This is a genomic window from Stenotrophomonas sp. GD03877 (assembly GCF_029840555.1).
Taxonomy (GTDB): domain Bacteria; phylum Pseudomonadota; class Gammaproteobacteria; order Xanthomonadales; family Xanthomonadaceae; genus Stenotrophomonas; species Stenotrophomonas geniculata.
In genome coordinates this window covers 1-12,757 of sequence record NZ_JAOCCT010000021.1, presented here as the reverse complement: position 1 = coordinate 12,757, position 12,757 = coordinate 1, and the positions used below count along the sequence as shown (strand labels likewise).

Below are 12,757 nucleotides of genomic sequence, written 5' to 3'. Positions count from 1 at the left end.
TTTCGCCTTCTCATTTCAGCCCGCGGAACTTCAGCAGCGGTTCCACCGACGGGTCCTTGCCACGGAAATCGCGGTACAGGGTCGACAGCTCCACACTGTTGCCGCGCGAGAGGATCTTGTCGCGGAATTCCTGGCCGTTGGCCGCGGTCAGGCCACCGTGTTCGGTGAACCACTGGTAGGCGTCATGGTCCAGCACTTCGGCCCAGAAGTAGGCGTAGTAGCCGGCCGAGTAACCGCCACCCCAGATGTGGTCGAAGTAGGTGGTGCGGTAACGCGGCGGCACCTGCGGCAGGTCGACCTTGAACTTCTTCAGCGCGCTGGCTTCAAAGGCGCCGACATCCTGCAGCGGCGCGTCGGCCTTCTGCGTGTGCCAGGCCAGGTCCAGCAGCGCGGCCGACAGGTATTCGGTGGTCGCATAGCCCTGGTTGAAGCTGCGCGCCTTGAGGATCTTGTCGACCAGTTCCTGCGGCATCGCCTCGCCGGTCTTGTAGTGCTTGGCGTAGTTGGCGAACACCTTCGGATCCAGCGCCCAGTGCTCGTTGAACTGCGACGGGAACTCGACGAAATCACGCGAGGTGGCGGTGCCGGCAATCGACGGGTACTTCACGTTCGAGAACATGCCGTGCAGCGCATGGCCGAACTCATGGAACATGGTGGTGACGTCGTCGAAGCTGATCAGCGCAGGCTGGCCGGCGGCCGGCTTGGTGAAGTTGCAGACGTTGTAGACCACCGGCTTGGCACCGGTCAGGCCGTCCTGCTCGACGAACACGTCCATCCAGGCGCCGCCGGACTTGCTGTCACGCTTGAAGTAGTCGGTGTAGAACAGCGCCAGCGAGGTGCCGTCCTTGTCGAACACTTCGTACACCTTCATGTCCGGGTTGTAGGTCGGAATGTCGGTACGCGGCTTGAAGGTGATGCCGTACAGCTGGGTGGCGGCGTAGAAGACGCCGTTCTGCAGCACGTTGTCCAGTTCGAAGTACGGCTTGATCTGCGATTCGTCCAGATCGTACTTGGCCTTGCGCACCTGCTCGGCGTAGAAGTCCCAGTCCGAAGCGGCGACCTGGAAACCACCCTTCTGCGCGTCGATCACCTTCTGGATCTCGCCGGCTTCGGCGCGTGCCTTGGCGGTGGCGGCCGGCACGGTGTCGGTCAGCAGCTTGAGCGCGGCAGCCGGGGTCTTGGCCATCTGGTCGCCCAGCTGGTAGTCGGCGAAGGTGTCGAAGCCGAGCAGCTTGGCCTTCTGCGCACGCAGCTGGGCCAGGCGCTGCACGGTCTGCCGGGTGTCGTTGGCATCGCCGCGCTCGGCGCGGGTTTCCGAAGCCTTCAGCACGGCGGCGCGCTGGTCGCGGTCGCTCAGCGAGCCGAGCACCGGCTGCTGTGTGGTGTTCTGCAACGGCAGCAGGAACTTGCCATCCAGCTTGCGATCCTTGGCGGCGGTGGCAGCGTTGTTGATCGCATTCTCGTCCAGGCCGGCCAGCTTGGCCTTGTCGTCGACAACGACGGCCGCAGCGGCCGTGGCGGCCACCAGACGGGTATGGAACTGGGTGGAAAGGGTGGTTTCTTCCACGTTGAGCTTGCGCAGGCTCGCCTTGTCGGCGTCGGACAGCTGTGCGCCAGCGCGCACCAGGCCGTCGTAGTAATGCTCGACCAGGCGCTTCTGCACCGGGTCCAGTTCCAGCGTGTCACGCTGGTCGTACAGCGACTTCACGCGCGCGAACAGCTTCGGATCGAGGTTGATCTCGTCCTGGTGCGCGGCCAGCTTCGGCGCCACTTCTTCCTGGATCTTCTGGCGTGCATCGTTGGTATCGGCCTGGACCAGGCCGAAGAAAATGCGCGACACGCGGTTCAGGGTCTCGCCGCTGCGCTCCATCGCCACGATGGTGTTGTCGAAGGTGGCAGGCTCGCTGCTGTCGGCGATCTTGCGCACGTCGGCCAGGTGCTGGCGCATGCCTTCCTCGAACGCCGGCAGGTAGTCGCTGTCCTTGATCTTGTCGAACTGCGGCGCCTGGAACGGCAACGTGCTGGCGCTCAGCAGCGGATTGGTGGAGGCTTCGGCCGGCTGCTGGGCCGGGGCTTTCTGGGCATCGGACACGGGGGTGGACTCCTTGCCGGAACAGGCCGCCAGCGCCAGGCTGATGGCGGCGGCCAGGACTACGGTACGCGACATGTAAAACACTCCTTGGGCAGACGGTACGGGATACCAGCCCTCCACCCTACTCCTGTCGCGCTCGCCCGGCATGTGCCGGACGTGGCGTCTATGCGGCGGCCTGCGGCAGGCTCAGACCGTACCGCGGGTCTTGCCCATCCACGGCCGGTAGAACTCGCGGATGGCGGCCATGTCGGCGGCATCATCGCCGCTGGGCGTGAACAGCGGGCCGATGCCGATGGTCTTTTCCGGGTAGTGGAAATACGCGGCCAGGATCGGCACGTCGGCCATCCGGGCGATCTTCAGGAAGCCGGCCTTCCAGTCCTTCACGGCCTTGCGGGTGCCCTCGGGGGTGATGGCGAACCACATCTTCTCGTTGTTGCGCAGCAGGTCCACCGCCTGGCCCACCGTGCCCTGCGGCGAGCTGCGGTCCAGCGGGATCACGCCCAGCTTGTGCAGCAGCGGGCCCAGCGGCCACCAGAACAGCGATGCCTTGCCCAGCACCTTGACCTTCATTCCCAGCGCGATCTTGGCCGCCATGCCCCACAGGCCGTCCCAGTTGGACGAATGCGGCGCGATGATGAACACCAGGCGGGGAATGTCAGGCAGGGTGCCGGTCACCTTCCAGCCGCCCATGCGCAGGGTGCAGCGCGCCAGCCAGCGCAGGAAGGCGTTGGGTTTGACCTGCGGCATCTGCGGCGGCACGGCCGGCAGCAACGAAGTCGGGTTGTTCAAGCAATCACTCCCAGTCACGTGATGAGCGCCCGCGCTTGATCTGCGCGCGCCCGCGTTTGGCGTCCAGACGACGCAGTTTCGACCCGAGGGTCGGCTTGGTGGCCTTGCGCGGCTTGGGCACGCTCAGCCCGGCCTGGATGAAGGCCGCCAGCCGCTCGCGCGCATCCTCGCGATTGCGATCCTGGGTCCGGAAACGTTGCGCGCCGATGACCAGCACGCCTTCGCCGGTCATGCGCCGGTCACGCCGCGCCAACAGGCGCGCGCGCAACGGTTCGGGCAACGAGGGCGAGTTGGCCACATCGAAACGCAGTTCCACCGCGGTGGAGACCTTGTTGACGTTCTGGCCACCGGCACCGCTGGCACGCACGAACCGCTCGACGATCTCGCCGTCGGGGATTTCAAGCTGCGCGCTGATGGTGACCGGTCCACTGCCCATCCGCGCATTGTAGCGGCAGCCACGTGCCGGAGTGCGGCATCGCGCACCGTATGCCGCCGATCAGGTACCGAACACGCCGCCTTCGCCTTGGCTGCGGGTATGCTGGCCGTCCCATGTACCGCAGGAAGCCCGCATGACCCGCACCGCACCCGGCCTGCCGTCCCTGCTGCGCCGCGCCGCCCTGCTGCTGGCGCTGGCCGTGGCCAGCGTTCCGGCCCTGGCCGCGCCACCGACCGATGGCGACATCAACCGCCTGCTGTCCGCGTCACGGGCGCAGAGCATGATCGACACCATGCTGCCGCAGATCGAGGCGATGCAGCAGCAGCAGTTCCAGCAGGTGGCCGCACAGCGCCAGCTCAACGCCCAGCAGCAGGAACAGCTGAAGCGGATCCAGGCGCGGACCAGCCAGACCCTGCGCCAGGCCCTGTCGTGGCAGCAGCTGCGGCCGATGTACGTGGACCTCTACAAGAAGACCTTCAGCAAGGAAGACGTGCTGGCGATGGCCGAGTTCTACGAGAGCGCGGCCGGCCAGAGCCTGCTGGACAAGACCCCGGCGCTGATGCAGAACGTGATGGTGGCCATCCAGGCGCGCATGCAGCCGCTGTTCGCGGATCTGCAGAAGGACCTGGAAGCGATCGTCAACGAGCCGGAAAAGAAATAACGGGGTGCGCCGAGCCACGCCCAGCCGCTGGCTGTAGAGCCGAGCCCACGCTCGGCTTACCGCAGCAGCATCAGGCGTCGTCCACCTGCCAGCCGAACAGGCCCAGCGCCTTCTGGAACTCGCGGTCCAGCGGCGCACGCACATCCACCGTGCCACCGTCCGGATGCGGGAAACGCAGGCGCTCGGCATGCAGCAGCATGCGGTGCACGCCCTGCATGCGGAAGATGCGGTTGTGGCGACCATCACCGTGGCTGGTGTCGCCGATCATGTGATGCGAGAGATGCTTCAGGTGCCGGCGGATCTGCCGGAAGCGCCCGGTCTGTGGCTGGCAGCGCAGCAGCGCGTAGCGCGAACGGGTGAACTCACCGACCGGGACCGACAGCTCGCCGGTGGCCAGGCGCTGGAAGTCGGTGACCGCCGGCTTCTTCACCGGCTTGCCCGGGCCACCGTCGAGGTCGTGGTCGACCCGCCAGGACGGTTCTGCCGGCCAGCCACGGCAGACGGTCAGGTAGTCCTTCAGCACTTCACCGCCCATCAATGCCTTGCCCAGCGCGCTGGCGGTTTCGCGGTCGAAGGCCAACAGCAGGCAGCCGCTGGTGGCCCGGTCCAGGCGATGCACGAGGAAGATCGGGCGGCCCAGCTGCTCGCGCAGGCGGTCGGCCAGGAAGTCGTCTTCGCCACGGGCCAGCTTGCTGTCGTGGACCATCAGCCCGGCAGGCTTGTTGACCACGGCCAGGCGTTCATCCAGGTGCAGCAGCTGCAGGGGCGCGGTGTCGGTCTCGACCGCGGCGAGGGTCTCGGGTTCGGTGCTCACCGCGGGATTATAAAGGCCTGCCTTCTGTAGAGCCGAGCCCGCGCTCGGCGGCTCTGCGCGACCGGCAACGGCGTGCCAACCAAGGTTGGCACCTGCCTGTAGAGCAGTCAGGCGCTGCGTACGGCCAACAGCTCGCCATTGCCCACCGGCACCAGGCTGGTGCTGAAGTCCGGATCAGCCTCCAGCAGCGCCCGCAGCGGTTCCATGTGTTCTGCATGCGAGGTGGCGTTGTCCACCACCAGCAGGCCGCCGGGCCGCAGCACGCGGCGCAGCTGCGGCCACCAGCCGGCGTACTGCCCGCGATCCGAATCGAGGAACAGCAGGTCGACGCTGGCATCGGCGACCAGCGCCAGCCACGGTCCCGCATCGTCGTGGACCAGCGTGATGCGATCGGCCAGGCCACTGCGCGCGAAGGTGTCACGCGCCATCGCCACCTTGTCCTCGGCGTGTTCGAGCGTGGTCACGTGGCCGTCGATGGCTGTGGCAGCCTCGGCCAGCCACAGCGTCGAATAGCCGTTGGAGGTGCCGATCTCCAGCACCTGGCGCGCAGCGCCGAAGCGGACCAGCACGGACAGGAATTCACCCGTCTCCGGCGTGATGTTGAGCATGCGGCGCCCGCGCGCGCTTTCGCGGGCATCGTTGTCGGTGCCGAAGCGGGCCAGTTCGTCCTTGAGTGCCTGCAGCATGGGACCTACTTCCACCACGCGCGCGCCAGCGCCACCACGCCGACCACACCGGACAGCCAGCTCCACATCGGCAGGTCGCCCCAGTACCAGCCCGGCGGCTGCACCACATAGATCAGCGCGGCGATGGCCAGCAGGCCGACACCGGTGATCGCGCCCACCGCACGCTTCTGCAGGCGCTGCACGCTGGCATCCAGTGCGGCCAGGTCGCGCGAACGCATCGACAGTTCGTGGCGGCCTTCCACCTGCTGGGTCAGCCAGGCGTGTACCAGGCGTGGCATGTCCGGCGCATGGGTCATGATTTCCGGCAGGCGCTTGCCGAGCTCGCGCACCACCCGGCGCGGGCTGTAACGCTCGCGCAGGATCTTCGCCAGCACCGGCTTGGCCACCGCCCAGATGTCGATCTGCGGGTCCAGCTGGCGGCCGACGCCCTCGATGTTCAGCAGGGTCTTCTGCAGCAGGATCAGCTGCGGCTGCAACGTCAGCTGGTAACGCTGCGCCACGCGGAACAGCTTCATCAGCACTTCGGCCAGCGAGATCTGCGACAGCGGCCGGGTGAAGTACGGCTCGCATACCGAACGCACCGCCGCTTCCAGATCATCGATGCGCACGTTGTCCGGCATCCAGCGCGCCTGCACATGCAGTTCGGCGATGCGGCGGTAGTCGCGGTTGAAGATGGCCATGAAGTTCTCGGCCAGGTAGTACTGATCTTCCTGCGAGAGCTGGCCCATGATGCCGAAGTCCAGCGCGATGAAGCGCGGGTTGGCGCGACGCGACGGATCGGTGTCGACCCAGATGTTGCCGGCGTGCGCGTCGGCATGGAAGAAGTTGTCGCGGAACACCTGGGTGTAGAACACCCGCACGCCCTTGGCGGCCAGCGCCTTGCGGTCGATGCCGGCCTTGTCCAGCGCGGCGATGTCGTCGGACGGAATGCCCCACACGCGCTCCAGGGTCAGCGCGCGCTCGGCGGTGTGGCTCCAGATCACTTCCGGCACGTACAGGTCGTCGCTGTTTTCCCAGAAGCGGCGCAGCACGCTGGCATTGGCGCCTTCGCGCTGCAGGTCCAGCTCGGCGGACAGGGTGTTTTCGACCTCGGCCACCACTTCGCGCGGACGGATCTTGTCGGCGCGTGGATGGGTGCGCTCGACCAGGGCGGCCAGCGAATTGAGCAGGGCGATATCAGCGTCGATCTGCTTCTCGATGCCCGGGCGCAGCACCTTGACCACCACCTGGCGGCCATCGGCCAGCGTGGCCGCGTGCACCTGTGCGATGGAGGCCGAGGCCAGCGGTTCGGTGTCGAAACTGGCGAAGGCCTCGCTGACCGGCAGGCCGAGCGCTTCCTCGACGATGCGACGCGCGGTCTCACCATCAAACGGCTTGACCCGGTCCTGCAGCAGAGTCAGCTCATTGGCCACATCCGGCGGCACCAGATCGCGGCGGGTGGACAGGATCTGGCCGAACTTGACGAAGATCGGGCCGAGATCCTGCAGCGCCAGGCGCAGGCGCGCACCGCGCGACTGTGCGGCGATGTCGGCCGAGGCGCGCGGCACGAACGGCTTGGCCAGGCGCAACCAGCGCTCGGCCGGTGTGCCCTGCAGCAGGTCGTCGAGGCGGTAACGCAGGATCACCCGGCCGATGCGGCTGGCGCGCAGCACGGCCTTCATGCGGCACCCCGCAGGCGCTGTACGCGTGCACCAAGGCGCTCCACGTCGTCGCGCAGCACGTCCACATCATCGTGGAAGGCATCCAGTTCAGCGCGCGGCACTACATCGCGCGATTCCTCGGTGATGAATTCTGCGGCGCTGTGGGCCAGGTCGACCGCGCCCTGGCGTGCGTGCTGCAGGGCGCTGCGCAGGGTATTGGCGACCTGCACGCCCAGTACCTCGCCGAACACGGTGACGAAGGGCTGCTGCCAGTCCGGGTCGAAGCCCTTGGCGAGCTGCTGCAGGCGGCGTGCCAGTTCGGCGTCGCCGGCCACGCGCACGCGGCCCTTGCCGTTGTTGTCACCGCGCCGTGCGTTGGCCAGCAGCGGCAGCTGCGCGAGCACGCCGGCCAGGCTGCTGCGCACGGCCAGGTCGGCTTCCTGCGCATCCACCGGGCCGACCCGCAGCTGGTCGCCGTCGACGCTGATGCGCATGGCCAGCGACGGCGCTTCCAGGGTCAGATCGATATGCCGGCCATCCAGGCTGGTCAGCGCATGGCGGGTATCCGGATCCAGCGCCAGCGCGCGGTTCAGGGCGATCTGCAGGGCGCGGCCGGCGACCGGCTTGAGGGACTTGAGCAGGGAGAGAGCCATGTGTGCATTCTACCTGCGTGGGTGGGGGGCTTGGGCCGGGCTGCCGCCCGGCACCCGCAGAGGCAACGGCAACAGCAGTAGCCGAAGCAACAGCAAGAGCGGGCATTCCGTGGGGGGCGGGGCGGATCCAGTGGCGGGGGACGCCGTAAACCCGTCCGTGGGGGCTTGGCCGCGGCATCCATGCCGCGGACACCCCCACAACCGGACCCACCCCGCCTTCGACAGTTTCCCGCTGCTGTCAGGGCGGCTTTCTGTGTTGCTGTGGTGGGTGTCGACCTTGGTCGACACGGTAGATCCACGCCATGCGTGGATGGATTTCTGGTTCATCTGTGCCTCACGCGGAAGGCCGATGAAGGTTCATGCTATGAGGCCACGCAACGCACAGGACATCGCATTCCCCATGGCACGGACCCGGGTCGGCATCATCTTCGGTGGCAAGTCTTCCGAGCACGAAGTTTCGCTGCAGTCAGCGAAGAACATCCTCGATGCGCTCGATCGCGAGCGCTTCGAGCCGGTGCTGGTCGGTATCGACAAGCAGGGCCAGTGGCATCTGAGCCAGCCGGATACCTTCCTGATCAATGCCGATGATCCGTCGCGCATCGCCCTGCATCGGTCCGGTACGTCGCTGGCGGTGCGCCCGGGCGCCGAGCAGGCGCAGCTGCAGCCGTCCGATGCGGCCAGCGCGCTCGTCCAGATCGATGTGGTGCTGCCGATCGTGCACGGGCCGCTGGGCGAGGACGGTGCGCTGCAGGGGCTGCTGCGCATGGCCAACCTGCCCTTCGTCGGTTCACCGGTACTGGGCTCGGCGGTGGCGATGGACAAGGACGTGACCAAGCGCCTGCTGCGCGACGCCGGGCTGCAGGTGGCACCGTGGCTGTGCATCCGTCGCCATCAGGCGGCGGCAGTCGATGTCGATGCGGTGATCGCGCAGCTCGGCCTGCCGTTGTTCGTGAAGCCGGCCAACCAGGGTTCGTCGGTGGGGGTGAGCAAGGTCAAGGATGCAGCGGGCTTCGCCGAGGCGCTGGCATTGGCGCTGCGCTACGACCACAAGGTGCTGGTGGAATCGGCGGTGGTCGGTCGCGAGATCGAGTGCGCGGTGCTGGGCAACGAACATCCTCAGGCCAGCCTGTGTGGGGAAGTGGTGGTGCACGACGAGTTCTACGCCTACGACACCAAGTACATCAACGCCGACGGCGCCGAGGTGGTGGTGCCGGCGGATATCGATGCTGCAACCCAGGCGCGCATCCAGCAGACCGCGCTGCGGGCCTACCAGGCGCTGGAGTGTGCGGGCATGGCGCGCGTGGATGTGTTCCTCACCACAGACGGTGACATCGTCATCAACGAGGTCAACACGCTGCCGGGCTTCACCCGCATCAGCATGTACCCGAAGCTGTGGGGCGCCAGCGGTGTGGACTACACGACGCTGATCACGCGGCTGATCGAACTGGCGCTGGAGCGCCATGAAGCCGATCGCGGATTGCACAGCGCCGTGTAGCGGCGCTGTGTGTAGCGTCGAGCCATGCTCGACGCTACAAAGAGGGCGTGCCGGCCAGCGGCCGGCACTACCCTGCGGTCTTCTACCCGCGCTTGCGGAACATCGAGATCACTGCCAGTACCAGGAACACAACGAACAGGATCCAGGCAATGTTGCTGGCAGCGCCGGCAATGCCGGAGAAGCCGAGCACAGCGGCGATGATGGCGATGACGAAAAAGATGACGGCGTAATGCAGCATGGCGCTCCTCGCAGATGTCCGGGCCGTTGGATGGCGTGGGTCCATCCTCCCGATCTGGCGGTGTGCAGCCAGTGACGGCGATCTATGCAGCAGATGAAGCCTTCAGCCTGCGCAGCCCTTCTTCGACGCTGACCTGCGGCACGTAGCCGAAGTCACGGCGTGCCGGCTCCATGCTGTACCAGTGCGGCGTGCACAGCTGCTCGGCCAGGAAGCGGGTCAATGGCGGCTCGCCGCGCAGGCGCAGTAGCGGCCACAGGCGCTCGCAGAGCGCACCGATGCGGTAAGCGGCCTTGAAGCTGATCGCCTTGTCCACCGTCGGCGCACCAACGGCGGCCAGCAGCTTGTTGACCAGCTCGCGCATCGGCAGCGGTTCGCCGTTGGAAATGAAGTAGGCCTTGCCCGCACACGCGGCCCCCGGCGTCAATGCCTCGAAAGCGAGAAAGTGTGCGAGCGCGGCGTTGTCGATGTAGGTGGTATCCACCTTGTTGTTGCCATCGCCCACCAGACGCAGGCGGCCCTGCCGTGCACGTTCGGCCAGGCGCGGCACCAGCTGCTGATCGCCCGGGCCCCAGATCAGGCGCGGGCGCAGTGCCACCGTCGCCAGCGAGGCGTCGTTGGCCGCCAGCACGCGCTGTTCGGCAATCGCCTTGGTCGCCGCATACGGGGCCTGGAAGTCCTCACCGTAGGGCACTTCATCCGCGCCCAGGCCTTCCACCGGGTGGGTGGCACGGTGCGTCACGCTGGGCGTGGAGGTGTAGACCAGCCGGCTGATGCCGTGCGCGCGGCAGGCGGCGATCACATTGTCGGTGCCGACCACGTTGGCCTGGTGGTAGCTGTCATAGCTGCCCCACGCACCGGCCTTGGCACCGTTGTGGAACACCGCGTCAACGCTGGCCACCGCGTGCAGCACTGCCTGCGCATCGGCCAGGTCGCCACGGATCTGGCCCACGCCCATCGCCTGCAGTTCCGGGTAATGGCTGCGGTTGAACGCCAGTACCTGGTGGCCACGTTCGACCAGCCCGCGGCACAGCGCCTGGCCAAGGAAACCACCACCACCGGTGACCAGGATCTTCATGCGCGCTTCTCCAGTTCGGCGCTGGCCCAGACGGCGAGCTTCTCGCGGCCGATCTTGGCGTTGTGACGGATATCGACGGGGAACGCCGGATGCACCAGGAAGTGCTGCAGGCCGGCCTCAGGCGTGCGCGCTGCGGCATGCGCACGCAGCGCTTCCTGCAGCGCCGGGCTGTCTGCCTGGCCACGCTGCAGTTCCACGCACAGCACCGGCACCTGTGCACCCGGGGCGCCGACACCGACCAGCGCCGTGCGCGCCACCCCGGCCACGGTGTTGAACACCGGCTCGACCTGTTCGGTGTACAGCGGTCCGCGCGTGGTCTCCACGCGCTGCGTCTTGCGCCCGCAGAACCACAGTCGGCCCTGCGCATCGAAGTAACCGACGTCGCCCATGCGATGGACCACGCGCGTGCTGCCATCGGCCAGCGTCTCGTGGATCTTTGCCGCCGCCGTGGCCTGCGGGCGGTTGAAATAACTGTCGGTGGCGGTCGGCCCGGCTACGGTGATCTCGCCGACCTCGCCGGTGGCCAGCACGCGTGCCTGCGACCAGTCCGGCAGCGGCGCGTCATCAATGGCGATGATGCGCACTTCGTTCGGTTCAACCACATTGCCCACGCAGGTCCCGGCGCCGGCCTCGGTGGCGGCACGGGTACGCTCCAGCTCGCGGCCCTCGACCACCGCCACCGGCAGGCACTCGGTGGCGCCATACGGCGTCCAGAACTGCGCGTCGGCCGGCAGCAGGCTGCGGATGGTGGCGACCACGTCCGGCGGCACCGGCGCACCGGCCGAGGTCACCCGGGTCACCGTCGGCAGCGGCCGGCCATGCTTCGCCAGCACCCGCATCAGCGCCGGCGAGCCGAACAGCTGGGTCACGCCGAAACGCTGGATGGCGTCGTGCAGGCGCGCCGGGTCGGCCTGCGCCGGCCGGGTCGGGTCCATGTCCGGGATCACCGAGGTCAGGCCCAGCGCAGGATCGAACAGCGCGAACGGCGGGAAGGTCGGCAGGTCCACCCCGCCCGCTTCCATGCCGAAGGCGCTGCCCAGCAGCTGGATCTGGCCGACGAAGTGGCGATGGCGGTAGACCACGCCCTTGGGCACGCCGGTGGAGCCGCTGGTGAACAGGATCGCCGCCATGTCCTCACCGTCGGTGGCGGCCAGCGTCGCCCCCCCGTTGGCGCCGGCGCGCTCCAGCGCGGCCAAGGTGGTTCCGCCCCAGCCGAGGCGGCGGCCGACGGTCACCAGGCGCGCCGCCGACGGTGCCCAGCGCAGCACCAGCCGCGCCACATGGGCCAGCGGAATGCCGATGAAGGCTTCCGGCTGTGCCTCGTCCAGGCACTGCTTCAGCGCGCGCCTGTCGATGCCCGGGTCGACCAGCACCGGCACCGCGCCCAGCTTGAACAGGGCGAACATCAACAGGAAGAACTCCGGCGAGGGCCGCACCATCACCACCGTGCGCACCCCGCGGCCGATCCCGTAGCCGGCCAGGCCGGCGGCCATGGCGTCGCTGCGGGCGTCCAGCTGGCGGTAATCCAGGGTGACGTCGTAGGCGGCCATGCCGTTGCCGGCGCCCCGGCGGCCGGGGCAACGGATGGCGATCTGGTCGGGGCGTTCACGCGCCAGTTCAGGCAGGCGCGCGGCAATGTTGCAGGGTCGGTTCATCCGTTCATTGTCGCCGCTTACGGAATTTCTTGCGCGGCGCCCCACTTCGTGGAAAATCCGCACCCTCGTTCCTGATTCCGACTGCCGCCCGAGGCGGCTTGCCCATGCAACATCCCTGCATGACCTGCGGCGCCTGCTGCACCCAATACCGCGTGGCCTTCCACTGGATGGAATCAGACGAGGTCACCCCCGGTGGCGTGCCACACCAGCTCACCGAGGTACTGGACCCGCATCGCCTGTGCATGCGCGGCACCCATTCCAAGCCGGTGCGCTGCGTGGCGCTGGATGCGCAGATCGGCGTGTATTCACGCTGCACCATCCACCCCAACCGGCCCAGCGTGTGCCGTGAGGTGGATGCATCGTGGGAGTACGGCAAGGCCAGCCCGCAGTGCGACAAGGCGCGCATCGCCTATGGCCTGGATCCGTTGACGCTGGCCGACTGGCGTTGGCGCGATGACGCCGACAATGATGACGATCATCCCGACGACAACGGCAACAGCCCTTCTTCGCCGCCGCAGGCGCC

13 protein-coding genes are annotated in these 12,757 nt (G+C 67.7%); 3 read left to right on the top strand and 10 right to left on the bottom strand.

Features of this window, described 5'->3' with window-relative positions; translation table 11 throughout:
* Positions 1 to 10 precede the first annotated feature (10 nt).
* The 3 genes from dcp to arfB form a co-directional block, all read right to left on the bottom strand.
* Entirely contained in the window at positions 11 to 2,167 is a 2,157-nt protein-coding gene (gene dcp, locus N5D20_RS15445) for a peptidyl-dipeptidase Dcp (RefSeq protein ID WP_019337438.1), read from the bottom strand.
* Positions 2,168 to 2,278: 111 nt separating this feature from the next.
* Positions 2,279 to 2,881 carry a lysophospholipid acyltransferase family protein gene (locus tag N5D20_RS15440; protein ID WP_043400664.1) on the bottom strand — a complete coding sequence of 201 codons (603 nt, stop codon included), beginning with the start codon at positions 2,879 to 2,881 and terminating at the stop codon, positions 2,279 to 2,281.
* Positions 2,882 to 2,885: 4 nt separating this feature from the next.
* Positions 2,886 to 3,317: an alternative ribosome rescue aminoacyl-tRNA hydrolase ArfB gene (arfB, locus tag N5D20_RS15435; protein WP_053504961.1), complete on the bottom strand. Its 432-nt coding sequence runs from the start codon at positions 3,315 to 3,317 to the stop codon at positions 2,886 to 2,888.
* 133 nt (positions 3,318 to 3,450) lie between these two features.
* On the opposite strand from arfB, the gene N5D20_RS15430 reads away from it, so the two are divergent.
* Positions 3,451 to 3,978 carry a DUF2059 domain-containing protein gene (locus N5D20_RS15430; RefSeq protein ID WP_279915241.1) on the top strand — a complete coding sequence of 176 codons (528 nt, stop codon included), beginning with the start codon at positions 3,451 to 3,453 and terminating at the stop codon, positions 3,976 to 3,978.
* Positions 3,979 to 4,048: 70 nt separating this feature from the next.
* On the opposite strand, the gene N5D20_RS15425 is transcribed toward N5D20_RS15430, so the two are convergent.
* From N5D20_RS15425 to N5D20_RS15410, 4 genes are all read right to left on the bottom strand, one after another.
* The gene (locus N5D20_RS15425) at positions 4,049 to 4,792 is read right to left on the bottom strand and encodes a pseudouridine synthase (RefSeq protein WP_010487096.1); all 744 of its coding nucleotides are present in this window, start codon (positions 4,790 to 4,792) and stop codon (positions 4,049 to 4,051) included.
* Positions 4,793 to 4,899: 107 nt separating this feature from the next.
* Entirely contained in the window at positions 4,900 to 5,478 is a 579-nt protein-coding gene (locus N5D20_RS15420; RefSeq protein WP_279915242.1) for an O-methyltransferase, read from the bottom strand.
* Positions 5,479 to 5,483: 5 nt separating this feature from the next.
* Positions 5,484 to 7,139: a ubiquinone biosynthesis regulatory protein kinase UbiB gene (gene ubiB, locus N5D20_RS15415; protein WP_126560772.1), complete on the bottom strand. Its 1,656-nt coding sequence runs from the start codon at positions 7,137 to 7,139 to the stop codon at positions 5,484 to 5,486.
* On the bottom strand, positions 7,136 to 7,771 hold the full coding sequence (locus tag N5D20_RS15410) for an SCP2 sterol-binding domain-containing protein (RefSeq protein WP_143994024.1): 636 nt from the start codon (positions 7,769 to 7,771) through the stop codon (positions 7,136 to 7,138). Before N5D20_RS15410 ends, ubiB begins: the two co-directional genes overlap by 4 nt.
* Positions 7,772 to 8,171: 400 nt before the next feature.
* On the opposite strand from N5D20_RS15410, the gene ddlA reads away from it, so the two are divergent.
* On the top strand, positions 8,172 to 9,266 hold the full coding sequence (gene ddlA / locus N5D20_RS15405; protein ID WP_272773915.1) for a D-alanine--D-alanine ligase: 1,095 nt from the start codon (positions 8,172 to 8,174) through the stop codon (positions 9,264 to 9,266).
* Positions 9,267 to 9,348: 82 nt separating this feature from the next.
* Here the strand turns inward: ddlA and N5D20_RS15400 are convergent, their stop codons facing one another.
* From N5D20_RS15400 to oleC, 3 genes are all read right to left on the bottom strand, one after another.
* Complete coding sequence (locus tag N5D20_RS15400; RefSeq protein WP_004153593.1) at positions 9,349 to 9,504, bottom strand: DUF1328 domain-containing protein; 156 nt, start codon at positions 9,502 to 9,504, stop codon at positions 9,349 to 9,351.
* Positions 9,505 to 9,586: 82 nt separating this feature from the next.
* Positions 9,587 to 10,579, bottom strand: a complete 993-nt coding sequence (oleD, locus tag N5D20_RS15395; RefSeq protein ID WP_272773914.1) for a 2-alkyl-3-oxoalkanoate reductase — start codon at positions 10,577 to 10,579, stop codon at positions 9,587 to 9,589.
* A complete protein-coding gene (oleC, locus tag N5D20_RS15390; protein ID WP_279915256.1) occupies positions 10,576 to 12,234 on the bottom strand; it encodes an olefin beta-lactone synthetase in 1,659 nt (552 codons plus the stop codon). The genes oleD and oleC overlap by 4 nt, the downstream gene beginning before the upstream one ends.
* A 104-nt stretch (positions 12,235 to 12,338) precedes the next feature.
* On the opposite strand from oleC, the gene N5D20_RS15385 reads away from it, so the two are divergent.
* The coding region (locus N5D20_RS15385; RefSeq protein WP_279948129.1) for a YkgJ family cysteine cluster protein at positions 12,339 to 12,757 on the top strand (419 nt) is incomplete at its 3' end.